This window comes from Pontibacillus sp. HN14 (assembly GCF_021129245.1).
GTDB lineage: Bacteria > Bacillota > Bacilli > Bacillales > BH030062 > Pontibacillus.
The window spans coordinates 279066-303960 of the sequence record NZ_JAJOLR010000001.1 but is presented as its reverse complement, the minus strand read 5'-3'; the positions used below and the strand labels follow the sequence as shown (position 1 = coordinate 303960).

General features: G+C 40.5%; 20 protein-coding genes and 2 riboswitches. Of the genes, 7 read left to right on the top strand and 13 right to left on the bottom strand.

Features of this window, described 5'->3' with window-relative positions; all coding sequences use genetic code 11:
• Window positions 1-108: 108 nt before the first annotated feature.
• Window positions 109-3060, bottom strand: a complete 2952-nt coding sequence (locus tag LQ226_RS01515) for a hybrid sensor histidine kinase/response regulator (RefSeq protein ID WP_231416041.1) — start codon at window positions 3058-3060, stop codon at window positions 109-111.
• Between the two features lie 258 nt (window positions 3061-3318).
• Entirely contained in the window at window positions 3319-4302 is a 984-nt protein-coding gene (locus LQ226_RS01510; RefSeq protein ID WP_255686767.1) for an NADPH:quinone oxidoreductase family protein, read from the bottom strand.
• Between the two features lie 150 nt (window positions 4303-4452).
• On the opposite strand from LQ226_RS01510, the gene LQ226_RS01505 reads away from it, so the two are divergent.
• Window positions 4453-5040, top strand: a complete 588-nt coding sequence (locus LQ226_RS01505; protein WP_231416040.1) for a TetR/AcrR family transcriptional regulator — start codon at window positions 4453-4455, stop codon at window positions 5038-5040.
• A gap of 18 nt (window positions 5041-5058) precedes the next feature.
• On the opposite strand, the gene LQ226_RS01500 is transcribed toward LQ226_RS01505, so the two are convergent.
• Together LQ226_RS01500 and thiT are read right to left on the bottom strand one after the other, a co-directional pair.
• A complete protein-coding gene (locus LQ226_RS01500; RefSeq protein ID WP_231416038.1) occupies window positions 5059-5715 on the bottom strand; it encodes a methanogen output domain 1-containing protein in 657 nt (218 codons plus the stop codon).
• 286 nt (window positions 5716-6001) lie between these two features.
• Window positions 6002-6592 carry an energy-coupled thiamine transporter ThiT gene (gene thiT, locus LQ226_RS01495; protein WP_231416037.1) on the bottom strand — a complete coding sequence of 197 codons (591 nt, stop codon included), beginning with the start codon at window positions 6590-6592 and terminating at the stop codon, window positions 6002-6004.
• Between the two features lie 85 nt (window positions 6593-6677).
• Window positions 6678-6778, bottom strand: a riboswitch (TPP riboswitch).
• A 366-nt stretch (window positions 6779-7144) separates the two neighbouring features.
• Between thiT and LQ226_RS01490 the strand changes: the two genes are divergently transcribed.
• Both LQ226_RS01490 and LQ226_RS01485 read left to right on the top strand, forming a co-directional pair.
• Window positions 7145-8302: a S8 family peptidase gene (locus LQ226_RS01490; RefSeq protein WP_231417544.1), complete on the top strand. Its 1158-nt coding sequence runs from the start codon at window positions 7145-7147 to the stop codon at window positions 8300-8302.
• Between the two features lie 631 nt (window positions 8303-8933).
• Complete coding sequence (locus LQ226_RS01485) at window positions 8934-10208, top strand: MFS transporter (protein WP_354665934.1); 1275 nt, start codon at window positions 8934-8936, stop codon at window positions 10206-10208.
• Window positions 10209-10313: 105 nt separating this feature from the next.
• Here the strand turns inward: LQ226_RS01485 and LQ226_RS01480 are convergent, their stop codons facing one another.
• The 3 genes from LQ226_RS01480 to LQ226_RS01470 all read right to left on the bottom strand — a co-directional run bounded on the left by LQ226_RS01480 (window position 10314) and on the right by LQ226_RS01470 (window position 13124).
• The gene (locus LQ226_RS01480; RefSeq protein WP_231416034.1) at window positions 10314-10487 is read right to left on the bottom strand and encodes a hypothetical protein; all 174 of its coding nucleotides are present in this window, start codon (window positions 10485-10487) and stop codon (window positions 10314-10316) included.
• Window positions 10456-11736, bottom strand: a complete 1281-nt coding sequence (locus tag LQ226_RS01475) for a helix-turn-helix domain-containing protein (RefSeq protein WP_231416033.1) — start codon at window positions 11734-11736, stop codon at window positions 10456-10458. The genes LQ226_RS01480 and LQ226_RS01475 overlap by 32 nt, the downstream gene beginning before the upstream one ends.
• A 485-nt stretch (window positions 11737-12221) precedes the next feature.
• Window positions 12222-13124 (bottom strand): C40 family peptidase, encoded by a 903-nt coding sequence (locus tag LQ226_RS01470; protein ID WP_231416031.1) that lies wholly within the window; start codon window positions 13122-13124, stop codon window positions 12222-12224.
• Between the two features lie 213 nt (window positions 13125-13337).
• On the opposite strand from LQ226_RS01470, the gene LQ226_RS01465 reads away from it, so the two are divergent.
• The 4 genes from LQ226_RS01465 to LQ226_RS01450 all read left to right on the top strand — a co-directional run bounded on the left by LQ226_RS01465 (window position 13338) and on the right by LQ226_RS01450 (window position 16934).
• Entirely contained in the window at window positions 13338-13685 is a 348-nt protein-coding gene (locus tag LQ226_RS01465; protein ID WP_231416030.1) for a YflT domain-containing protein, read from the top strand.
• Window positions 13686-13849: 164 nt separating this feature from the next.
• A riboswitch (SAM riboswitch) is annotated at window positions 13850-13958 on the top strand.
• Window positions 13959-14070: 112 nt separating this feature from the next.
• Complete coding sequence (locus tag LQ226_RS01460; protein ID WP_231416028.1) at window positions 14071-15363, top strand: Na+/H+ antiporter NhaC family protein; 1293 nt, start codon at window positions 14071-14073, stop codon at window positions 15361-15363.
• Window positions 15364-15609: 246 nt separating this feature from the next.
• On the top strand, window positions 15610-16206 hold the full coding sequence (locus LQ226_RS01455) for a sigma-70 family RNA polymerase sigma factor (protein WP_231416026.1): 597 nt from the start codon (window positions 15610-15612) through the stop codon (window positions 16204-16206).
• The gene (locus LQ226_RS01450) at window positions 16203-16934 is read left to right on the top strand and encodes a hypothetical protein (protein WP_231416024.1); all 732 of its coding nucleotides are present in this window, start codon (window positions 16203-16205) and stop codon (window positions 16932-16934) included. Before LQ226_RS01455 ends, LQ226_RS01450 begins: the two co-directional genes overlap by 4 nt.
• Before the next feature lie 147 nt (window positions 16935-17081).
• On the opposite strand, the gene LQ226_RS01445 is transcribed toward LQ226_RS01450, so the two are convergent.
• From LQ226_RS01445 to LQ226_RS01420, 6 genes are all read right to left on the bottom strand, one after another.
• Complete coding sequence (locus LQ226_RS01445) at window positions 17082-19394, bottom strand: S-layer homology domain-containing protein (protein ID WP_231416022.1); 2313 nt, start codon at window positions 19392-19394, stop codon at window positions 17082-17084.
• A 399-nt stretch (window positions 19395-19793) separates the two neighbouring features.
• Window positions 19794-20666, bottom strand: coding sequence for an ABC transporter permease subunit (locus LQ226_RS01440; protein ID WP_231416020.1), 873 nt, complete (start codon window positions 20664-20666; stop codon window positions 19794-19796).
• Window positions 20650-21591: an ABC transporter ATP-binding protein gene (locus LQ226_RS01435; protein WP_231416019.1), complete on the bottom strand. Its 942-nt coding sequence runs from the start codon at window positions 21589-21591 to the stop codon at window positions 20650-20652. Before LQ226_RS01435 ends, LQ226_RS01440 begins: the two co-directional genes overlap by 17 nt.
• Window positions 21592-21647: 56 nt before the next feature.
• On the bottom strand, window positions 21648-22847 hold the full coding sequence (locus tag LQ226_RS01430; protein WP_231416017.1) for an anti-sigma factor family protein: 1200 nt from the start codon (window positions 22845-22847) through the stop codon (window positions 21648-21650).
• On the bottom strand, window positions 22834-23394 hold the full coding sequence (locus LQ226_RS01425; protein ID WP_231417543.1) for an RNA polymerase sigma factor SigX: 561 nt from the start codon (window positions 23392-23394) through the stop codon (window positions 22834-22836). The genes LQ226_RS01430 and LQ226_RS01425 overlap by 14 nt, the downstream gene beginning before the upstream one ends.
• 166 nt (window positions 23395-23560) lie before the next feature.
• A complete protein-coding gene (locus LQ226_RS01420) occupies window positions 23561-24436 on the bottom strand; it encodes a DUF1028 domain-containing protein (RefSeq protein ID WP_231416015.1) in 876 nt (291 codons plus the stop codon).
• Window positions 24437-24895 lie beyond the last annotated feature (459 nt).

The window sequence follows — 24895 nt, the reverse complement described above, 5'->3', positions numbered from 1 at the left end:
TATACGATAAAGCTACCATTTTGTTTAGGCATAAACAAATAAAAAAATTCTTTTCTTATACCACCTTACAGAAGTGAAAAAAGCAGTTGAGCTTATGCTCAACTGCTTTTAAGTGTCTTGGTCAGCGTCTTTAAATAGGTGTGTTTCAACCATCTTCATAAACTTCCCTACCTGAATAGGTTTTGTTAGGTAATCGTCAAAACCAGCAACAAGTCCTTTCTCTATATCTCGAGGCATAGCGTTCGCACTTATAGCCACCACTGGTAGGTCTTTCGTTTCTTTTAATTCTTTTAGGCGGGACAAGACTGTGAATCCATCAATACCTGGTAAGTTGAGGTCAATCAGGATAAGATCAGGCTCATGAGCTTGCGCCAGGTCAATTCCCATCTCCCCTGTTGTCGAAGAAATCAGTTCAATTTGTTCATACGTCTCAAGAATTCGTCTGACTAAATTCAAGTTAGCAGGATTATCTTCTACATATAACACTTTCTTCTGACCTTCAAATTGCAAAATAGGAGAAATTTGGGAATCTTCCCAGTGACCGGTTAATTGTTCGTTCATCTCCACTAAAGGAAGTTCAATCCAAAATGTACTTCCTTTGTCAGATTCGCTTATTACTGAAATCGAACCATTCATTAAGGATATGAGCTGTTTGGACAAGGTTAAACCTATACCGGTTCCTTCCACGATATCGTCACTTGGAACTCTGGTAAACGGTTCAAAAATAGATTCTATTTCATCTTCCGCTATTCCAATCCCTGTATCTTGAACAGAGAAAGAAACTTGCCCTTCTTGGACGTAGCATGAAAACGTAATTTCTCCACCTTCTCGATTGTATTTAACAGCATTGGACATTAAATTGAGGAGCACTTGTTTCAACCTGGTCCGATCAGCATATACAAATTGGTGTTTACAAGGTGAATCAGCGCCAATTAGCTTAATTCCTCTTTTATTAGCAAGAGGTTGCGTAATACTCATCACTTCGTCAATAACGGGGGCGATCTCAACGGGCTCTATTGAGATCGATAGTTTCCCTGACTCTACTCTGGCTAAATCTAATATATCGTTAATAATCGTGAGCAGATGATTACCCGCTTTAATAATTTCTTCCACGCTTTCATCTTGTGTTGCACTTAACGTATGGTCCGTATCATATTGAAGGAGCTGCGCAAATCCGAGTATGGCATTCATAGGTGTACGTAATTCGTGACTCATACTGGATAGAAAATCAGATTTCGCTTGACTTGCACGCTCTGCTTCCTCTTTCGCATCCCGGAGTGATTTCTCCATTTCTTTCAATGGGGTAATATCTCTTGCTGTGAGCACAAACTGTTGATAGTCACCTGTTGCATCAATAATGGGCGCTATTCTACCTTGGAACCATCTTTTCCCACTCAATGTATCAATGACATATTCAATATTTTCAGCTTTTCCAGTTTCACTCACTGACTCAATCGTTTCCATGAATACCCTTGATTCTTCTTCTGAAAAAACTTGACTAATCGTCATTTTGAGGAGTTCGTTCCTCGGTTTAGAAAGCTTCCCCTCATCATTCGTCCAAACATTCAAATAGGTACCGTCCCGGTCTAGTTGCATCACTACATCGTCAATGGACATCACAAGCGCTCTGAGATCTCCTTCTTTAGAACGGACCTCTTCTTGTGCTTCCCTCAATGCTTTATTCGACATACCAAGGTTTTGGCCCATTTCAATAATGCTCTTAGAGGTTTCATCAAGCTCTTTTATATCAAAAGCTCTCCTTCGTTGATAGTAATTGCCTTGCCCTATATCCGTTACCATCTCATTCATTTCAACAAGAGGTTTTGATATGGTCTGGCTAACGTATCGCGAATTTCGGTATAAAAGGACAAAGAAGATTATATAGAACAGAATAAGTCCCACAATCATAAGAGCTCCGATTTGAACTAATTTCTGATTCATTGTGTACACATCTTTATAGATGGCCGACTCATCTACAAATATTAAATACCGCCAACCTGTTCCTTCAACAGTAGACCAGGCTGCTAGTTTTTTCTCACCTTTCCAATCCATTGTGATTAACCCGTCTTCCTGACCGACTAACACGGTCGCTAAAGACTTTGTATGAGAGTGGTTAAACATGTTAAATGGACCTGGCTTAAAGACATCCCCTTTATAGGTTCCATCATATTGATGATCTGTCAGTTCTTCAATTCCTAACAAATCTTCACCTTTTTCAGTTAAAGCGAGAATTTCTGCATCGTCTTGAACGAGCATGCCCACCCCTTCCCACGGAAGATCAAGATCTAGGATGTCCTCTGCAATTGTTCGAATTGTTACGTCAATCCCTACAACACCTTCGAGGCGATCTCCGATATAGACAGGTGCTATCGAAGATGAAACCCAATCATTCCTTGCTGGGTCTAGGTAAGCGGTTGTCCATAACTGGTTGCGCTCTTTATTAAGGTCCTCCATAGCTCTTCTGTAGAACAAGAAGTCAGGTATATAAAGGTCTGCATCAAACATGCCTTCCATTCCGTCTACAAAAGGATAAATAATATTAAGGGAATCATACGTATTGAAATAAATAGAAGCCGCTAGAGGCTGTGATTCATAGATGTGGGCCATTAAATCTTGCTTTCTTAGTAACTGAGCTATTTTTCCTTCATCTTGCTTTTCTAAGTTACTGTAGAAAATGCCAGCTCCACCGTCTGGGCGATCCTTATCTGTATATAGAACACCTTCATCTGTTTGTTTTAAACGATTCTGATCAACACCATCCATCTCGGCAGGTTCCTTCAGGGTCCCTTTTATTTCGTCCCTATACATTTCTGTAGCATTAGAGATTGACTGAACATGGTTAGAGACTACTTCTGCTTCTCTCGAGGCAGACTCCTTCATATCATCTTCAGCTTCATCTTTAATCATATCTACCATTTCATTTTTTGACCATTCGTTGGCTACAAAGTAGATCCCTACAAACGCAATCTCTACTACGAGCAAAGGGATTAAAGCAACTTTTAAAAAGTTATTCCAAACCCATCGTGTTAACGAATAGGTCGAGTGGTCCTTAAACTTCATCAACATAAACTCCTAACTACTGTTCATCTACTTTATGTATCTTTACAATTATGACGATTCTTATTGATATACAGTCTTTTCCTATTGTAAGATGTTTTTTCAACAGAGACGAGTTTTCTCATTCCTTTTCAGCCCTATTATACCTGAATTCAGGAAGAAATGATGACCTTTCAAGCTATAAAACGTACCTCACACTACAATATAATAGGAATAGCGACAAAAAAAGCCCTTCTGTCAGCAGAAGGGCTTTTCTTCTATTTACATTTTTACAATCGTACGTCCTTTAACTTTGTTTTGAAGGATATCTTCAAGCGTCTGAGGAAGTTGTTCTAAAGAAATCTCATTCTCAATTTCATTCATTTGATCTGGTTTCAGATCAGTAGCCAGGCGATCCCAAACTTGTTTACGCATTTCCATCGGACAATATACCGAGTCAATTCCTAGAAGGTCTACACCTCGTAAAATGAACGGCATCACCGTTGTCGGAACTTCTACACCAGCTGTTAGGCCACTCACAGCTACAGAACCACCATATTGAATAGATGCCAACACACTCGCAAGTGGTTTACCCCCAACAGGATCTACAGCAGCCGCCCATGTTTGCTTTTGAAGTGGGCGCACTTTTTCAGGCGTTACTTCTTCGCGTGAAATCACTTCTTTTGCTCCAATTGATTTCAAGTAATCATGCTCTGATTCTTTTCCGGTAGAACCGACTACGTGATATCCTTTCTTTGCAAGCATTGCTACAGCCATACTTCCAACGCCCCCAGTCGCACCGCTCACAAGGACGGGTCCATCATCTGGTGTTAACCCATTTTGTTCTAAGCGGTGGACGGATAATGCAGCTGTGAATCCGGCTGTACCAAATGTCATCGCCTCGCGGAGTGACATCCCTTCAGGTAATGGAACGACCCAATCACCGGGAACACGTGCATATTCACTGAATCCTCCGTCGTGAGCCACGCCAAGCTCATAGCTTGTTACAATAACGTGATCTCCTTCTTTATAACGATCATCATTTGAAGATGTAACCTTACCTGCTAAATCAATACCAGGAACAATCGGATAATCCCGCACAACTTTCGCTTTCGCATTCGTTGCTAAACCATCTTTATAATTCACACTGGAATAAGCAACTTCTATAGTCACATCCCCTTCAGGTAAATCTGATTCTTCTCTTTCAACGACTTTTGTTGTGACCTTCTCTTCTTCTTTCATAGCTAATAAAGCACGGAATGTCATAAAATAATTCCTCCTCTATTGAAATCAATAAATTAGATCTTCTTTATTTACATTTTTATTCTGACTGGTCAAATTAAATATGTCAAAGGATTTGTCCCATTGGTATAATTTTTATACAATAGACCTATTACACGTGATTCGGAGGTTCCTATGAAAAAGCGAGAACAACAACGAAGAGAACAATTACTGCAAGCCACATTTGAAGCAGTAGCCGATAAAGGATATAGCACCGTGACTTTGCAAGATATCTCCACTTATGCCGGCGTCAGTAAAGGCGTAACAAATTATTATTTCAAGAACAAAGAAGATGTATTTGCTAACCTTTTAGAATGGTTAACTCAGAAAATTTACCAAAAAGAAGCAAGCGCTGTTCAAGAAGCTGAGTCAGCCGAGGAAAAACTACAAGCTTATGTGAATGCTGTTTTTGTTGGTCCAAAAGAAAACGATCAGTTTTATAAGGTCTATTTAGATTTTTTGTCTTATGTACCTAAAATACCCCGTTTTCAAGAAATCAATCAGCATTTCTATTCCAATTGCTTTGAAATTGGAAAGTCCATTATTCTAAGAGGAAAGGAAGAAGGGATCTTTCTAAGCGTTAATTCCGACCAAGGAGCCAAAGCCATCCGAAGTCTAATTGATGGCTGTATTTTACAATGGCTTATGGCAGGAGACCATCAGCTACACGAGTATTACAAAACACTATGTTCTGAGTCTATTTACCGGTTATTAAACGACTAAAAAGCAGAAAAGACCTCCTTATCGGAAGTCTCTTCTGCTTTTCCTTTCTTGTATGCGAACTTGTGAACGTAGCTCTTCAATTTCAGCTACAAGCCCTGCAATCATCTCATCGCTCTTTCGAAGTTCTTCCCCGAGCATCTTAATCGTTTCTTCTTCCCATTGAAATGGATCTCCATTTTTAGGGGTTACAGGTAATTCGTAGTATTCCTGTCCCGCTTCATTCTCATCTTGGCTTAAGTGAATCACAACTCGACAGTGGTCATCACCAGTGGCAATTCGTCGCTCAAGATGGACTTTAGAGTATCCAAAATGACGAGATGCGACCCCTCCAAATACACTAGAAGTCATCTGACACAAATGAGGAGCATCTTTGACCATTTCTCCAAATGGGCATTTTATTCCTTTTACAACGATACGCTCAGGCGTAACTTCTTCTATTTCAAAATGTCCTCCGATGTCGTTTTTAATAGCAAGAATGACATTCACATACTGATCTACAGATCGCGTGGATTTGTCATCTACATAATGTCCTTCAAGCCATTCACCTGTACGGATTCCTAATTGTTTAATATATTCTTCAGCCTGTGCACCTACAGCCTTTTCATGTATTGATGCATATTGAGTAAGTAGTTTAGAGAGAAATGTTTGCGCTGTTAATGTCTGTTTTTGACTCATATGTTAATTTCCCCCTTTTAAAAGATACATTCCACATACACCTTTACCCTCTTCTAGAAAAAACGAACCTATTTTTTGCAATTAATATATTAGATTCCTAATTTACTCATTTATCACTAGAAAGAACATCTTGTTATTTCATATTAAGATCTACTAATCAAGTATTCCCTTTCACGACTTGCTTTCCTCAAACACGGCCTTTTCAAACTCTATATTAAAACAAAAGCGTGCCGCAGATCGTCTTTTCTCTCTGCGACACGCCTTTTTATCTTGAACCTGTTATGAGTTACACAGATTTCGCGGTTTGGGACCCGCCAAAACGGAGCAACTTCGGCTGTTTATATAAAATGATATTCAATATGACTGCACTAATAATAAACGATGGCAGCATATAACCAATATTATAGGTTAAGGAATAGTACCAGACTGCTGTGCCTTCTGGCGCAAAGGAAGAGAAGAACACAATCCCACCTATAAAGTGACTCATAAACCGAAGTGCACTTCCAAGTAATGTGCCCATTACAATATAAACTGTGAACGACTTTGCATGACCATCCCGAACAGCTTTAAGCGCTGGCTTAGAAAAGATTCCTGCTATACCAACCACAGCATAAGCAAGAGGATAGTCCATCACATATTGGACAGGGTGGACTATAAATGGATTAATCAATGAATTAAAAATCCCCACTAAAAGTCCTGTTGTAACGCCACCTTTTAACCCCCATCGATAAGCCATAAAGAAAATAGGAACCATGGCAAAGGCAATGGATCCGCCTTGGACCCACAACGGAATAGTTAAAAACGGTAAACTTAAAACTGCACCTAGAGCCGCAAACATCGCTACCTCTACTAAAAATAAAATCGGACTATGTTTCATCTGAATCGCCTCCCTAAAATAAAAATGCACACAAAAAAAGCAATGCAAGGGAGAGCTTTAAGATGGATAGTCCGTTTGCATTGCGCCATCACTAAAGCCACATCCCTACGCTAGTACTAACTAACAGGTTCAGAGGGTCAGAACGAATCGTTCAATCTCAGCCTAGCGGCTCCCCTTGTGGTCTTCTTACGTATGCTTTTTTTGTTACTTCCTATTATAGGGGAACATCACAAAGGACTCAAGTAATCATATGAAGATAAATACATTTTTTATCCAATATTTTCATAATTTTGTGGTATACTAGTAAATGGTATCCAAACCACTCTCCTATTCTACTTTTCCCAAACCCTTTCCCCAAACACCCGTTCTTCTATCGTTTCCACGCTTGATTTGCACAAATCCTCATTTAAACCTTTCAAAACCCGTGCCCATTCTCCTATTTTTCTCTAAAAGCGATTCCTTTTACGCCCTCCCCTTCCCTATCAATCTTTTATTGTCCCAAAGAAATTCTTTTAGACCCGTTATACAATAGAGTCAACTATTTAAGGAGGGATTCTATTGAAACGATTGGTCATTGCACTACTTAGCTTTATGTTCGTCTTATCTTTATCCATAGGACCAAGCAAAATTTCGGCTCAGCCGTCAGAGAAACCCCAAGACTATTTAATTGGGTTTAAGGCTGGGGTCGATCACAAAGAAGTATCTACCATTCATAAGGTTGGCGGAAAAGTGAAGCATCAATTCAAGTATATGAATGTTGTTCAGGCAAAACTCCCCCCTAAAGCTGTAGAAGCTCTTAAGAAGAATCCAAATGTTGCTTATATTGAAGAAGATGCTAACGTACAAGCTTACGGGCAGACAACCCCGTGGGGCATTCCCGCAATCAATGCTGACGATGTTCAAGCAAGCGGGAATTCTGGTAGCGGAATTAAAGTAGCAGTATTAGACAGCGGAATCAGCGCTAGTCATGAAGATTTACAAGTAGCAGGTGGCGCAAGTTTCGTAGATGGTGAACCGGACCCATTTAATGATGGAAACGGTCACGGTACACACGTAGCTGGCACAATTGCAGGTGTCAACAATTCCCTTGGTGTCATCGGGGTAGCCCCATCAGCTGAACTTTATGCTGTTAAGGTATTAAACAGCAGCGGCAGTGGTTCTTACAGCGGAATCGCAAAAGGGATTGAATGGGCCGTCGACAACAACATTGACGTTGTAAATATGAGTTTAGGCGGAAGCCGTGGCTCAACAACATTAGAACAAGCAATGGATCAAGCTTACCAACAAGGTGTTTTGTTAATAGCCGCGGCTGGAAATGAAGGATCTAAAGGAAAAAAGAATACCATCGGATATCCAGCTAAATACGCATCTGTTGTTGCTGTTGGAGCAGTAGATGAAAGCTTGAACCGTGCCTCTTTTTCTTCCGTTGGTGAAGAATTAGAAGTAATGGCACCAGGAGCTAATATTTACAGTACACTACCAGGCAATACTTACGGCTCTTATAACGGAACGTCAATGGCGTCCCCGCATGTAGCCGGTGCTGCAGCACTCATTTTAGCTGAGGACAGCTCTCTTACTAACCAAGAAGTGCGCAGCTTACTAAATAGTACCACAACGCCTTTAGGCGATGCTTTCTATTACGGGAATGGACTCATTAACGTACAGGAAGCAGTAAATGCAGCTACTACTACTTTTGCAGTAGCACAATAAATGAACTTTCCCCTTCGTTCCCCGGCCATGCCGGGGATTTTTTTGTGTTCCATAATCCTTATAGCTAAGAATTTTTAGTAGTAAAGGGCCGATACGATTGATGAGTGCTTGGGCTTGCCCAGGGTCAACTCGCTCTCCTAGATTGAAATGTGCAAGCTTGGTGCCTAGGACCGTACGGATAAGACAGCTTTTTGGAAAAGGCGTTTAGCCTTTGGAAAAAAGATGACTTATCGCGCTAGGTCCTCCACGCTGGAACTGAACTGGCTCTTCTGCCCACGGGAGTTTAGCAGTTTCCAAGCCCACCTTTGCCATATTTGGATGAACGGCAACATGCATTATGCGGAGAGGTCACCTCACACAATTCGTGCCTCAAGGCCGTTCACCCCCTATGTAGTCAGGGCTTGTTCGGGGACTGCGAGACTCCTACGGGGGAAAGAGCCTAGGGGAGACCCCACAGAGAGCGAATGCGAACGAGGAGTCTTCCCAGCTCCCCCTCGGAAAGCGAGTTGTCCCCGAACAAGCCCGAGCACTCATAAAATATAACGGCCCATATGGATCACATCCATAACCAACAACTAGAAGCCTAAATGGAAATGCATATACCTTTACAAAGGATAATAAGAAGCATAATATGAATCTTGGTGTTTTTAATCGAATAGACAACAAAGCAGAATCCTGCTACCGACAAGAACATCAGAGGAGGACTCTTATGACTCAAAAAAAATCACCTATATGGACGAAAAGCTTTTTATTTATTTCCTTAAGCAATTTTTTCTTATTTCTTACCTTCTATGCTCTTTTAACCACATTACCGATATATGTGACCGATGATCTAAACGGCTCCGAGTCTCAGGCTGGTTTAATCGTTACGCTTTTCTTACTTTCAGCTATTCTGGTAAGGCCTTTTTCTGGAAAGTTATTAGAAGACTTTGGGAAGAAAAGAATGCTTTTGATTAGTTTGTTGTTATTTATGCTCACTACATTCGTATATGTAGCGGCTACAAGTTTTTATTTATTATTAGCGCTTCGATTTTTCCATGGGATTTGGTTTGCAATCGCCACAACTGCTGCAGGTGCTATTGCGGCGGATATTACTCCAGATAGTCGTCGCGGTGAGGGGCTTGGATACTTTGCAATGTCAATGAATCTCGCAGTAGTGGCAGGTCCATTCCTAGCCTTAACCCTATTAAATTGGCTTAGCTTCTCAACGCTCTTCATAATACTCGGTGCTTTACTCGCCGGTGCTCTTCTATTCACTAGTTTAGTATCCGCACCAGCAACAGAAGCTCCTTCAAGTAAGAAGAAGTTAAGCTTTCATGATTTATTTGAAGTAAAAGCTTTACCGATTGCGCTTGTAGGAAGTTTATTAGCTTTCTCCTACTCAAGTGTCATTTCATATATATCTATCTATACGAAATCACTTGGATTACTAGAAGCAGCTAGTTTCTTCTTTGCCGTATTCGCCATTGCTATGCTAGTCTCTAGACCCTTTGTAGGCCGACTATTTGACTCTAGAGGACCAAGCATTGTGATTTATCCGTCGCTCGTTCTATTTGCACTTGGTTTGCTTACGTTAAGTATTACAGATTCATCCTTTATGCTATTGCTCTCAGCTACATTCATTGGTCTTGGCTATGGTAGCCTTGTCCCTTGCTTCCAAACGTTAGCCATTCAATCTGCCGACCATCACAGAAGTGGACATGCAACAGCGACATTCTTCACATTATTTGATACAGGTATCGCCACCGGCTCCTATGTATTAGGCATAGTAGTGTCGCTACTTGGATATCATTCGTTATATTTTATAATGGGATTATTCGTTTTCGTTGTGATGTACCTTTATAAAGTTATGACGAATAAAAAAGCAACACGACTAAGATCGCAATCGACCGTGCACTCCTCTTAATCGCGTTGAGGTAAATCGTTTGAATTTGACAGATATTCACTTTTGATCAGAGGAATAGCTCATACAAAAAGCCCCGAACTCAACCAGAGTCCGGGGCTTTACTACTTAAATGTCTGTTAATTCAATTGTGCAAGGTTCTGGCTCTTCGTCTAATGCCTGCGCAGTAAACCCACCTATTGCTGAAAAAGCGATCGCCCCAATAGCTAAAGCTGAAATCATCCATTTTTTCATACTTTCCCACTCTCCCTTAGGTAATTGATAATTTTTTATGTGATTCATTAGCCAGAGTCAAGTAATAACAAGCATCCTTATACCTCTTGTGTTTCTGCAAGCACTCAGCAAGCAGTTCACAGTAGAGTCCGATATAGAATTGGTTTTCATTATCGATAAAATAAGGAATGACTGTTTCCCTTAAATAATGCTCCAGACTAATGAGATCCTCTAAGACCCGGTATTTATACACCTGAAAATAATATCGAAGGATTTGAAAATCCTCTTGTTGATTGATCATCATTAAGCCTCGATCAATCCATTCTAATGCTCTTCCTTGATCACCTAAGGCGTAAAGAGACTCCACAATAGAAGCAATACTCGTTAATTTCCCTTTACTATTCTTATTCTCCTTATAGATCAAGCTCTTCTGAAAATAATCAATTGCTTTCTCATGATGAGAAAGAGCAGCGTGCAAGGAACCTAAATTATGATAGGCGATTCCTTTTAAATAGGAACTTTGCAGGTTACCAGCAGCTTTGACAGCTAGCTGAAAGCACTGATCCGCTTGCTCAAATTGGCGAGTACGCTTATAACAAATCCCAAGTAAAATTTGACAATCTCCACTACGTTTAAAATCAAATTGAACTGTATATAAATTTAGTGCCAACCTTGCATAATGAAGAGCCAGTGTCACATTTTGCAAAGAGGACTCATTGATCGCGGTCACGAAATACAAATCAGCTCTTTCACTATCACTTAATGTGTTCTGATATCCGATTGCCAACGCTTTCTTGTAATATTGCTGGGCTTCCTGATACCTTTCTTGAACATGGTGGTAGAGACCATAAAACTTCATATAATAGTAATGATGTTTCTCTTCAAATAAATCTTGCATCCTTTCTAATCGGTCCATGAGAACCGGCACTTCTGAAAGGTGGCGCATATGGAGATGATAGCGAACTTCATAGAGTTTAAATAATGACAAGGTACTCGGAGTGGAGAGTGTGCTTAATTTTTGCTTTAATTTCACATATTGCTCAGTCGCCTGGTCCGTTTCCCTTTGTAAAATAACGGTGTACCATTCTTGCAGTTCTTGTTCAAGGACCCCTTCATCTAGTTCTTCTTCAAGCGTTTCTACGGGGATATTCAATCGATTAAAGAGTAATTGAACAATTTCATCACTTGATTTGGTCAGCCCGTTCTCAATCTTACTTAAATAGGAGATTGAACAAATTCCCTGAGCTGTTTCCTCAAGCGTGCGGTTTTGGTTCAGCCGATGTAACTTTATCGTTTTCCCAACTTCAGAACCTTTCAATGTAAAGATCAACTCTCTCTCTGAAGAAGCACTTACTCTTTACTAGAGCATATGCTTCCTATCTCTCTCATACTCCTCTCACACCTCTCTTTATTTTTGGGAAAACCTAGAAGAAAAGACTGATAAAATCACCCTTTTGTCCCTTTATTTTCCCAAGCATATAAATGAGTATAGGATGTAAGTTAGACCCATCATAAATAAAAATTAGAAATATATCAATATTCTGATAATTTTCGATTCTTAAGTAGCAGGAAATTAAGACCAATTTTCACACATTAACTTAACAAACCACACCCATTGACCTAAATGAGCGCACATTCATTAGTCCATTGGACCCTACCCTCTCAAACGTCCTTAAAACTCTTATGTTTTACTTATTTACAGCCTGGGTAAATAACAAATAGAGATAAAATACTGAACTAAAAAGAGCCTCCTTGGAATGAAACCAAAGAGACTCTTAAACCGTCATACTAGTAAAGATTTAGTTACTTATTATATTGAAAAAGAGTGTCGTGTAAGGCTGTTGCAAATTCCGCACGAGAAGCTCGCTCATCGTACCCATCTTGTTTCATTTCGTCTGGGTTTCCACCTGTAACTTCTAATGCATTCTTAATCATAATTGCCATTTGCCCATGTGTAATGAATTCATCCGGTTTGAACAGTCCATTGTTAAAACCGTGAATAATGCCAAGTTCTTTCATTGCCGCAATTTGGCTAGCAAAGGTATGGCCAGCACTCACATCAGAAAACGGCTCTTGATTACTTGCCTCAAAACCAATGATATTGTTAATTAATGCAGCTGCTTGTCCTCTTGTAACAGGTTGGTCAGGCTTGAACGTTCCATCACGGTAGCCATTAATGATTTCATTCTCCACCAATTCTTTGATTGCTGTATAAGCTTCATTATTCTCATCTAAGTCATCAAATAATGCATTAACATCGAAGTTTTCAACTCGGCGCGCTGTTGCATACTTCGGACCCCAATAAGAATTATTCAATGATACGACGTCCACCCCTTTACTTGAAGTCGCACTAATGAAGTTATTATTTCCTACATAAATTCCCACATGAGAGATTCCTCTCTTGTAAGTATTTTTGAAAAATATTAAATCACCAGGTTTTAAGTTGCTTTTACTTACAGCTTCCCCTACAGTAGCCTGACTTCCTGTCGTACGTGGAATTGAAATGCCTACTTTATTATATACATACTGAGTATACCCAGAGCAGTCAAATCCGCTTGCGCTCTGTCCTCCAAAGACGTATGGTACCCCCATATGTGTTCTAGCTACGCTTAACAACTTGTCCGAATTGGTTGCAGCTCCTACTACAGATGCACTACTGAATGTGAACATAACGGCCATTCCACAAGCAATGATCTTTTTCAACATATTCCCCACTCCATCTTTTTCTAGTATCGTCTGTTTTTTCTACTAGGACCATTCTAACAAAAGATTGTTCGTCATAAAGTTACGGTTATATTACAATTTGTTTTCATATAAGTCATATTTTTCACATAACTCTTACAAAAACCATCCAAATGTTTCACAATACCTCTACAGGGAAGTGAAAAAGTGGAATAATAATGAAGGAGGAACTTTACAATGAAACCTTTTGTACGAGAGTACCAGAATGACGAAAAGCTTCAAAATGACGTCCAGAAATTAGCGGATAATGGTGTTACAAAGGATCATATCTATTTAATGACTCACGATGATGACCGCACTGAACGCCTCGCAGACAATACCGACGCAAATACCGTTGGAATAAACGAAATGAATATGGGAGAGATTGTCGGCAACCTTTTCAACAAAAAAGGTGACGAGCTACGTAATAAATTACAAGACCTCGGATTTTCTCAACACGAAGCTGAAACATACGAAGAACACTTAGATGAGGGAAAAGTCCTATTAATGGTTACAGATTCTCAAGACATTCAAAATATTATTTAAGAGATCATCCCAGTGTCCCATACACTGGGATTTTTGTTTTCCTTATAAGGGAAGGGATACAGAAAACATCTAAAAAGGTTGGACTTTTCTTGTATATCCATTGACAGTGCCCTTCTAAGTAAGTAAACTTAATCATTGCATGTAAAACAAAAAATGAATACTCCTTCTTATCACGAGAGGCGGAGGGACTGGCCCTACGATGTCTCGGCAGCGGGCTCATTTCATATGAGTGCTGTGCCAAATCCAGCAAGGTTAACACTTGATAGATGAGAAGAGGAGCTCGTATAGATTGCCCTCTTCTGATTAAGAAGGGGCATTTTTTATTGGACATGGATGAGTAGAACCCAACACACTCGACAAACTACCAAGAAAGAGGTGCAGCAACATGAATACCAACAAAGGAAATCCACTCGCCCTGTTACCCTTAGGGATCTTCTTAGTCATCTTTGTAGGTTCAGGTATCATTACAGGTGATTTCTATTATATTTCTATCTTGATTCCGGCTTTACTTGCAGCTATTGTAGCGATCCTGCAAAATCGTAAAAAACCTACGTTTGAAAAAGTTGAGCAGTTTGCCAAAGGGGCAGGCCATCCTGACATTATGATTATGGTCTTTATCTTTATACTAGCAGGCGCGTTCTCTTCTGTTGCCAATAGCATAGGAGCCGTTGACTCCACTGTAAACTTGGCTTTAACCTATTTACCTGAGAATTTAATCATTGTAGGAGTCTTTATCATCGCGGGCTTTATTTCCCTCTCTATGGGAACTTCAGTCGGGACCATTAGTGCTCTTGCTCCCATTGCTGTTGGAATTAGCGCTGAAACGGAATTCTCCGCTGCGTTATCATTAGCAGCTGTTGTTGGAGGGGCGATGTTTGGAGACAACCTATCCATCATTTCAGACACAACCATTGCAGCTGTTCGCACGCAAAAGACAGAGATGAAAGATAAATTTAAAACGAATTTCTTTATCGTTCTCCCAGCCGCGATTCTTACCATCATTCTGTTAATTGTACTCACATCTGGTGGCGAATCTTCTGTGAATCCAGACAGCTTTAATGGATTGAAGGTCATCCCGTATATTGGTGTACTCATTGGTGCATTAGCCGGACTTAATGTTATGGCTGTATTAATTGGAGGGATCCTTTTATCTGGTGTCATTGGAGGAATAAGCGGCGACTATTCACTTGATGCCTTCATGACCAATATTACATCTGGGATTAACTCGATGTCTGAATTAATCTTTCTTACAATTATCATTGGTGGAATAGTCGCCATGATTAACCAAAACGGCGGAATCCAGTTCCTCCTTCACACATTAACCAAAGGCATTCGATCTAAAAAAGGTGCCGAAGGAAGTATTGCAGGGCTAGTCGCGACTACAAACCTTGCAACAGCAAATAATACCATCGCCATTATTACAACCGGTCAACTAGCTAAAAATGTAGCAGATGAATACGAGATCGACTCAAGAAAATCGGCAAGCTTGCTTGATATATTCTCTTGTACCGTTCAAGGCTTAATTCCTTATGGAGCTCAGCTGTTAACTGCAGCGCAGATTGGAGAGCTATCGCCTATCGAACTGCTTCCTTACTCTTTCTATCCGATCTTAATTGCGGTATCAGGAATTGTAGCCATTCTAGTTGGATTCCCAAGATTTAAAAAAGCAGCTGCATAATGAAAGAGTCAGGATGTAATAAACATCCTGACTCTTTTTATTTCTACTCCCATAAAGTGAATGATAAACTTTACATAATGATTCGAACCAAGGATGTTAGAAACCCCTTTATCATAGGCCGCAAAAAAGGTTTCAAAAAAATTATAAAAAATTTCATTAAAAGTGAATCCCGTTGTGGAAACGTTCCGTCTTATTATTGAACGCACCCACAACCGAAGGATACATGGAATGAAAGGATGAACCAGGATGGGAGAAAAGGCTGCAATGGAAAAGCCCCCTTCTCGCCAAAACGACTCACTAAATTTACTAGAGATGGATTCAACAGAAGCTTTAGAAAAGATTATGGATGAGTATGGTGATGACGTGAAGCGCTTTGTTTACACCTATGTTAAGAATAGCGCAGATACAGATGATATCACGCAGGAAACGTTTCTGACGGTGTATAAGAAGTTACACACGTTTCAAAGCAAATCATCCTTACGAACTTGGATCTTTTCTATAGCCATCAATAAGAGTAAAGATTATTTGAGAAGTTTCCATACGAGGCATGACAACCTCTTTCAAAAGATCAAATCGTTTATTACAGAGACACAGGACGATTTAACACCTGAAACATTAGTTATGCGTGATGATGAATCCAGTGAGTTAATAAACCAGATCTTGAAACTTCCTCTTAAATACCGTGAAGTACTCATCCTTTATTATTTTAATGAATTTTCCATTAGAGAGATCTCTCAATCTTTGAATCAAAAAGAATCCAGTGTTAAAACCCGTTTAAATCGTGCCAGAAAGAAATTAGCTGAGCTATTGAATGAGGCAAGTCTCCAAAGGAGTGATCAATGATGAGTGTGGATCGGCAATTACAGGACTTGAAAGAGGACTATCACAACCACATTCCAACCTCCTTCACAGAGAAGGATAAACAACGCGTCTTTCAAGCGATTAGTCATGAAACGCAGCCTGAAAAACCTAAAATGAAACATTATTTGTTTAAGCCTGCTGCGATGACCGTGTATGCGACAGTTGTTCTACTTGTGGGCGGCGTAACTGTAACGCAACTTGAACCGTATAGTTCAAGTCCTTCAACGGAAACACCTGAAACATTTGACTCTGCCGGAGGAGGTTCCAATCCTGTCTCTGACAGTCAAAACAAAGCCATGATCTCCAAAGAAATCTCAACAGACTTTGAAGTAGGAGATCAAATAAACGGTATGATCCTTCAGGATATACAACCAAACTCCCTTTCTTTCAGCGGAGAAAAGGTGTTATCTGGACATATCGTTACAAAAGAGGGTACACCAGATCAATATCTGTTTCATATAAGTGATTTAACCAAAAGGGAACTGCCTTTAACAGAGGACCATGAGGGTGTACTGCTCCTCTCGTTAGAGAACGATACCCAGTTCCAAGATTTGTTGGAGAAAGCTGCTGCAGATGAGTCATTTGTAAAGTTTATTACCTCCAATTACAGCTACCAAAGTGGTGAAGCTGGAGCTGATGCCAGCCGATCCATTACAGTAGCGGGAGTCATCTTGAACGGTGAGTACCATGTGGTGACTCCCAAGAAGTAAGTTAGTTCCTCCCAATTTTAATAAATGAAATGCTGTTGCTCCGGTTTGCGATAAGGCCGGAGCATTTTTTTGTTCAAATCTCCATTTCTTCTGCTTCCTATCCCCCGTGAAATTGAAAACCCCCAGGCATGAGCCTGAGGGTTTTGCTTAATAGCGATCTTCATTTAATGTGGGTTCAATTTCCAAATACTTCAGCAAACTTACCGCCGCTTCTGCTTTCGTGATCGATTCGTTTGGCTCAAACGCTCCATCTTTTCCGCTCATTAATCCAAGTCGAGTGGCAAGAGCTACATGGCCTTCATATTCCATTTCAGATTCATCTGAGAAATCTGCTTCGAAAATTCCTTCTTTACTTGCAAGGTTGTCATAACCTAGTGCCTTAACAAGAAGCTTCGCGACATATTCACGCTCTGCTTCTTTTTCAGGATAGAATTTTTCCTCGTCTCCGTCGAGGAAACCTCTCTCTATTGCCGTCGTTAAATAGCGGTACAATTCAGTACCTTTCTCTACATCCTCAAATGGCACCTCATCACGTGAGCTGTAATAATAATCGTCAAAGCCTAGCCCCTTCATCATCAGCTCAATCACATCGGCCCGGGACAGAACTTCATCTGGATTTACTTTTCCATCTTCTACTTCAATCATATTATATTCGACTAACGTGCGGAGAGCTTGTTCAGCTGGATGTCCCTCTATATCTGTTACCTCTTTAGTATTTTCTACCACAGGTTCCATCGTCTGTTCATCAATCCAAACACCCTTCGTTGCGTCAAAGAATCTAGGAGACGTATAGAAGCCTGCATCAAGAGATGGTTGGTAGACAAGCATCGCTTCATCTTTATCATTATTTTCTTCTTTCTCCTCTTTCTCATCGAAAGGAGTGAAGTACTGAAGTTTTAAATCGTACTTATCAAGTAAAGTCTCTTTTGCTTCTTCTTTAGAGATGGCCTTATCTTGGTCTGGGAACTGAACGTCATCCCATTGTAAATTGTAACCGATGACTTCTCCTGTATCAGCCGCTACCGATACATTCACACCTTGATTTTGTACTGGTAGATCGTTTACCTGACGTTCAAAGTTTACGTTATACGATACAACTTTTTCGTCTTCCCCACTTTTTCGTTCATGAGGGGTGGAAACATGAATCTGATCGAGTTTAGATGGGGCTACTTCTTTGACGAACGAAATGGCAGTTTCTTTTGCTTTTTCTTTTGTCGTGTTGACTTCAAAGTCTTCTGGAACGCCTTCATAATACTCATATTGACGATTATCATAATTGAGTATTTCACCTGTCGTAGCGTCTACTGCAACATGGACTCCGGTTGGACCATAGTTTCTTTCCCCAGTATCTCTCCATTCAAAGCGCCATGTTGGATTTTCATTCGATCTATAGTTGTTCTCATCGTAATTCGAGAAAGCCAGTTCGTAGCCATCAGGAAGATCAACAAATGCTTTTACTTTCTTCATGGCTTCTTCTTGGCTTAACTCTTCTTCTAATTCTTGTAATGGTTCTGCTTCTTCAGCTACAGGTTCTTCTGATACCGCGTACTTATCTTTGTCACTTTCGTCTATTTCACTTAAAGGAGTCCCTTCGTGATTAATCCATTCACCTGTTTGAGCATCAATCTGACTTAGTCCATAATTTTCTAAGCCATCTTTCTTCGTTGGTACGTAGGTTAAATACGCTTTGACATCATCACCAGCACGAGCGGAGTAATGATTCACCCCATAACGAAGCTCTACGTCAAAATCCTCTTTGAAGAGTTCAAATGCTTTCTCTTTCGTAAGAACATTTTTCACTTCTTCAAACTTGTCCACTTCATCCCATCGATAATAAATGTCTGTTACGTCTCCATTTCCACTCACCGTCACATCAATGGAATTATTCGGGTAGGAAACGCCATTTACGAGTTGATTAAACTCAACACGATACTGATAAGTTCGACGGAAGTTTTCAGTACTACGCTCTTCGCTTCTTTCATTAAGCTTCAGCTCACCAATCTGATCGGAGTAACGTTCTTCTATGTAGGACTGAGCAATACTTGTTGCTTTCTCAAAATCTACTTTAGGAGGGAATGTGCGCTCTGATTGATCGGATTCTCTGTGAATATTCATCCGTATCACATCACCTGTATCAGCGTTGACATTGACCGAAATATGCTCAAAGTTCTTTCCTTGCTTCGACCAATTAATCTCCCATTCTTTTACTTGTTCCCGTCCGTTAAAATGGGAGTCAAAACGAACATCTTCCTGTTCAAAATCCTCGGCAACTTTAACAAAGTCTTTTGCAATTTTTACTGCTTCGTCTCTCGTAATATCCGCTTCTTTCATTGCCTCTTGTAAGGCTGCCGTTTTCATATTTTCCACTTTCACATCTGAGCTTGTGTCTGCCCATACAGGTGTAACCCCTCCTGCTAATAAGGCTGTACATAAGGCTCCGGTTATCCATTTTTTCTTCATGCATCTCTCCCTTTCTTATAAGGCCCACTTGTAACCTATGAAAGTACAAAGAAGATGATGATCTATTCTTAAGGTGACGGTCTGATTCTACTAAGCTACATTAGGCATAAATTTTGCTTCATTAGTATAGACGAAACAGATATCCATATGGTTCCAATTTTTCCATCATTTTAGGTGAAATAGTAATAAAGAACTAGTTCATCTAGGGGGTTCATTATTAAATATTTCCTAACTCCCCATAGAAAAAGCACAAAGCCTTTAGACTTTGTGCTTTCCATTACGAATTCGAGTTCTTAATAAAAGTTTATTACATGGCAAAGCTTTTAGTGTAAATAAATAGAAGCGTTAAAAACATCATCGCCATTAGGGGTATAGCAAACCATCTGATCATTGTATTCATTACAAATCACGCTTCTTAAATGAGTAGAGTGCTAACATAAGAGCGATAAACCCGTACACGATCGTATAAACAATCATAACGTTATTCGGAGCTGAAGCGCTCGCAAACATCCCTTGTTGAGCTAGACTAACCGGATTATCCGCTGTATCGAACAAGAAAACGGTCATTTTTCGGTACATCGCATCGACCGGAAAAACGAGGCTTGAGATAATCCCTATATTAACTAGAGCTGCTTTCTCCATCACCGTACCGATTTGTTCGATAAACCCGCCAATAAAAGCTGATCCATACATGATAATTAAGACTATTCCGGCATTTAATGTCGTCATACGACTGCTTAACATGACACCGAGCAGGACAAGAACGATCGGTTGAAGGATGTAAGTCAAGATGGCTTTCCCAATTTGGAGGCTTGAGAACGAAAGGGACATCGCCTCTCCGCCAATTCCTTGATGAATGAGTAGGATGCCTGCGAATAATAGAATCGCGTAGGCAATAAGTAATCCTCCAAGTCCGATAACTTTGCCTAGTAGAAACTGTGTACGCGTGATCGGCCGCATCAGCCACGTATCGATCTGATGACTGTCGATTTCACTCGCAATGGCGCTAACGCTAGAAAGAATCGACAGCAAGGCCACAATAAACGATGAGAAATACAGACCAACACTCAACAATTGTGAAGAAAAGAGTTGTTGTTGCATCATTTGGTTTACACCCATCCCTCCTCCCCACGATGTGTTATTCCAATCTTTCACAGCATAGTGAATAGCAACTCCGTATAACACAAGGAAAAGGAGGGTCATAATCATCGTAATAAGAAAGATTCGTTTTGATATGATCTCTTTAAATGTTAATTTAGCGATCGTCCACATAGCTCTGCTCCTTTTCATTCACCCAGTACATAAATACATCCTCCAAATGGGGGATGACAGGTGTTACTTCGTAGATCGGAAGCTTGTGGGTACCGAGATAATGAACCAGTTTAGGAATATCGTCTTCCTTCCTCAATTGATAAATGGCTTTTGAACGCCCATCTATCACTTCCTTCGCTTCAACCTGATGAACGAAATCCGGGTATTCCATGCTCGTTAATGACGCATCTTTAGAAGAGGTAATCTCCACCTTCGCTTCAACTAACATCAGTTCACGCCATTTCCCCTGAACGATTAATTCGCTATTATGTACAATGGATACGTGATCACAAACGGATTCTACCTCATTTAGTAAGTGGCTATTGAGAAAGACCGTTTTCCCTTGGTCTCTTAAATGAAGCATTAAATCACGCACATCTTTTCGCCCAATCGGGTCTAGAGCTGATGTCGGCTCATCTAAAAAGATGACCTTAGGATCATTCATTAATGCACAGGCAAGGCCAATTCTCTGCGCCATGCCTTTTGAGTATCCTTTAATTTTCTTATGATCACGCCCCGTCATACCAACGAGATCAATCACTTCTTCTATTCGTTTCTTTCTTTCGCGAACAGGCACCTTACAAAGTTCTGCATGACTCTCAAGCAATTTTCTCCCTGTCAGCCAATCTGGGTACCGAAACAATTCAGGTAAGTATCCAACACGTTCTCTAGACTTTGATGTGCCTATCGGTTCTCCTAAAAGCTTCCCTTCTCCGCTTGTTGGCGTAAGAAGTCCTAACATCGTTCTGACGAATGTGCTTTTCCCCGCTCCATTAGGGCCAAGAAATCCATAGACCATGCCTTCTTCTACATCTAAAGTAACCTCTCGTATACCGCCCTGGCCATTATACGTTTTCGTAAGCCCTTTTGCTTCAATCACATTCATAATAGTCTCTCCTCTCAACACACGAACAAAAGGGACTGCATAAGCAGCCCATTTTGTTATTGTGCTAATTCGTTTGCAATTGATTGTAGTTCATTACTCTCCACGCGAGCTTCCGTACCATCTTGCTTGTGAACCGTATAGGTTTCTAAGACATGGATCTTATCACCTTTTTGCCACATTATGAGGGAATGTTGTTGACCGGTGACCATAAATCCTTTCTCTCCAGCAATGGTGATCTCATCTAACGTTTCGCCTTCATCTTGAACATAAGGTAAAGGTAACGTCTCCTCAATGCTTTGAATTTGCTGGATTTGTCTTTTTACATCATTCGGAACAAACGGAAGCTCTAGCAGTGTATCTTTCAATTCATCAACAGATGCTCCTTCAGGAACTGTAAACGTAGGTGCGTCGACTTTGGAATAACTAATATTTCCGCTATCGTTTGAGAAGTTGTATTCTTTCCTTTCACCTACATGTAGCGAAAAGGTTTCACCATCCAAACGTTTATCAAACTGCTCATCAACGCCAAACTGAGTTAATAAGTTGTTCGCCTTATCGACATCAAGATTAAAGCCAAGTTCATATCCTGGTGAGAGATGCATGCCTTCAAAATTATAGTCGTTGATGGTTTCTACCTCGTATCCAGCGGCCTTAACTTCTTCTACATTTGAAAAGCGAGCGTGTTCACTGTATCCATTAAAGTCTTGTGTTAGATCTGAAATTTTAATTTCTCCGAGTCCCTTCAAATCATAGGTCCCTTCCTTTTCCTGACTCAACCAACGATCTACTTCATGCATATCCTCTTGGGTTAGTTTCACCATTTCAACCTGGTTGACACGGAACATGGATAAGAACTGATCGGCTGCGACTTGAACTTGCGGGAAAGCAAGAGATCCAAAAATGGTCGCGGCTACGACACCTGAGGCAACCAAACGTTTTGTTTTCGCTGTCATTTTCGACACTCCTTTATGTTTAACGGGTTCTGTTTCAATAGAGGTTGGCTGATTAGCACTTTCCTCCTTTTGGCCTTTAACATTGATCTTTTTCTCAAATGTACGCCAGGCTACGTCTACATCCACTTCTAAACTTGAGTCTTGTAAGGAAAGATCTAGTTCTAAATCAAGCGCCTGTAACATCTCTAGTTCTTCCCGGCATGAAGGGCAAGATTCTAAATGTTGCATAACCGTTTTCTTCTCATCACGGGTCAGCTCGTCATCAAGATAAGCTTGCAAGGTCCCATTTTCAATACACCTCATCCTGATCGTCTCCTTTCATTTCTGAGTAGATGTGTTTAAATCGTTTCTTAGCCCGGGCGATTAATGTCCCAACAGATGTACGCTCCACTTGAGCGATTTGTGAAATTTCCTCGTACCGATAGCCTGAAAACTTCATCATCAAGAGAAGTTGATCCCTCTCGTTTAATTGAGCTAACGCTTCTTTCACTTCATTTCGATCTTCCTTGTTCATATAAGTCTCTTCCACAGAAGAGATAACGTCTTTACTATAGGTGGCTTGCTTCTCTGCTTTTTTCATTTGTCTTTTCTCAGTTCGTATGTAGTTATAAGATAAACGAACTGCCACGGTCATTAACCAGGCAGGAATTGATTGAATCCCTTCCCAGTCCTCATGATATAACTTAAGAAACACTTCTTGTGCGATTTCCTCAGCGGTTTGTTGATCCTGAACGACTTTCATCACTTTACGAACGACATTCGGGTAATATTGTTTAAATAATTGTTGAAACTGAGCTTCTGTTGGCTCAGAAATAGTTGAATAGCTTGAGTCAGACAATTGCGCTCTCACCTCCAAAGCGGCCCCTCCTTTCGAACAGCTTTCACTATAGAGACACCAGATTTTCTCGTTTTGTGACAGGTATGTAGAGAAAAGTTTATAAAAACCGTTTCCTTTCTATCTTAAATCAACATTCATAAAAAAGCTCCCTCCTACTGAATAGGAGAGAGCCCGTATGTTATAGCTGCTTTTGTTTCATAAATTCCAGAACCTCTAAATCCAGTTTCCCATGTTCAAGCGCTCGTTCTTCGAAATTTTCTCGATGGAGAAATGAGGTGAACGCTTTGTACATAATGGAATCAACAACATAAACAGTTGGTAAGTAGCCTAGACGTTTTAATTGTTTCAATAACTCTTCTTTCACTTCCCCTTCAATGGAAACGACATTTTCTTCTTTCGTAGCTCCGAAATAGAGTTGTTGCAAATGATAAATTCTCACAAGCTCATGAATCGGCTCATCATGCTCATCTACACGAAGGTCAATAAACCGGTCATTAAACCCTCCATAGCCTCCATTCTTCTTCACTACAAGTAGCGCTGCAGATTGCTTCCCTCGCTTATCTCCACCAGCCATTTGACCTGCCTGAAGTGACTGTAGTAAACGATCTGCTAAAGAGCCATCTGCCTTTTCGAATGTCGTAGCCATTTCCTTCACGGTTTCTTCACTTACTAAAATATTGCCTTGAACCGCATAATGAGGACCTGTTTGCCCACCAGCCCACTCATAGCAGTTCTCCCCTGTAAAAGTTGCTGCTTCACCTTTAGCATCGACAATTCCTACTTGTCGAAGTTCTCTTTCGGAATCGTCCTCTGTAAGCTTTCGAACAACTTCTTCAGGGGTATATCCCTCTTCTAATAACTGAAGACCCTCTGGACCATAAGAAGGGTTTGCAAGCGATTGCGTTGCAACAGCCCCCACATCCGCTTTTGCCCAGGGTACAACAGAGCCAGAACCTAAGAATTTAGACTGAACGGCAACGCCTAGTTCTCCTGTTTCAGGATCGTGACCCACAATTGAAAATGTTGCAACAATAGGGTTAGAGACTCTGTTCATCTTTACTTCTCCCCTTTTCGTACATTTAAATTAATCTAACTATAATAAAATGTATACTTACGGATCAAGTATATTTATTAAATATTATGTAAATTTGTAGCCTACTTGGTAATTCATTAAACATTTGATTGGGTTGTTGGTTTTCTAAAAACTTGGCTCTGTTATAGTTTAGTGTTGTTATTTTAAAGGCTTTTTCAATACCAAAAGCTGAGACATTGAAGTGTAGATGGGGCCGTCTTTATTGACTAGTGCTTGGGGTGTCTGGGGAACGACTCGCTTTCCGCGGGCGAGCTGTCGAGCCTCCTCGGGCAAAAATCGTGCCCTGCGGGGTCTCGTCGACCTCTTTCTCCCGCAGGAGTCTCCCCGTTCCCCAGACACCCCTTATCTAAGTTTGATGAGACGGCCCTCCAGCTGGGTCATCGCTTAGATTCAACTCTATCTTCTAATATGGCATGTTTC

Coding starts and splice junctions, on each gene's coding strand:
- LQ226_RS01515 (WP_231416041.1), bottom strand. CDS start 3,060: ATGAAGTTTAAGGACCACTCGACCTATTCGTTAACACGATGGGTTTGG.
- LQ226_RS01510 (WP_255686767.1), bottom strand. CDS start 4,302: ATGACATTCCGTGCTTTATTAGCTATGAAAGAAGAAGAGAAGGTCACA.
- LQ226_RS01505 (WP_231416040.1), top strand. CDS start 4,453: ATGAAAAAGCGAGAACAACAACGAAGAGAACAATTACTGCAAGCCACA.
- LQ226_RS01500 (WP_231416038.1), bottom strand. CDS start 5,715: ATGAGTCAAAAACAGACATTAACAGCGCAAACATTTCTCTCTAAACTA.
- thiT (WP_231416037.1), bottom strand. CDS start 6,592: ATGAAACATAGTCCGATTTTATTTTTAGTAGAGGTAGCGATGTTTGCG.
- LQ226_RS01485 (WP_354665934.1), top strand. CDS start 8,934: ATGAATCTTGGTGTTTTTAATCGAATAGACAACAAAGCAGAATCCTGC.
- LQ226_RS01480 (WP_231416034.1), bottom strand. CDS start 10,487: ATGAATCACATAAAAAATTATCAATTACCTAAGGGAGAGTGGGAAAGT.
- LQ226_RS01470 (WP_231416031.1), bottom strand. CDS start 13,124: ATGTTGAAAAAGATCATTGCTTGTGGAATGGCCGTTATGTTCACATTC.
- LQ226_RS01465 (WP_231416030.1), top strand. CDS start 13,338: ATGAAACCTTTTGTACGAGAGTACCAGAATGACGAAAAGCTTCAAAAT.
- LQ226_RS01460 (WP_231416028.1), top strand. CDS start 14,071: ATGAATACCAACAAAGGAAATCCACTCGCCCTGTTACCCTTAGGGATC.
- LQ226_RS01455 (WP_231416026.1), top strand. CDS start 15,610: ATGGGAGAAAAGGCTGCAATGGAAAAGCCCCCTTCTCGCCAAAACGAC.
- LQ226_RS01450 (WP_231416024.1), top strand. CDS start 16,203: ATGATGAGTGTGGATCGGCAATTACAGGACTTGAAAGAGGACTATCAC.
- LQ226_RS01445 (WP_231416022.1), bottom strand. CDS start 19,394: ATGAAGAAAAAATGGATAACCGGAGCCTTATGTACAGCCTTATTAGCA.
- LQ226_RS01440 (WP_231416020.1), bottom strand. CDS start 20,666: ATGTGGACGATCGCTAAATTAACATTTAAAGAGATCATATCAAAACGA.
- LQ226_RS01435 (WP_231416019.1), bottom strand. CDS start 21,591: ATGAATGTGATTGAAGCAAAAGGGCTTACGAAAACGTATAATGGCCAG.
- LQ226_RS01430 (WP_231416017.1), bottom strand. CDS start 22,847: ATGAGGTGTATTGAAAATGGGACCTTGCAAGCTTATCTTGATGACGAG.
- LQ226_RS01420 (WP_231416015.1), bottom strand. CDS start 24,436: ATGAACAGAGTCTCTAACCCTATTGTTGCAACATTTTCAATTGTGGGT.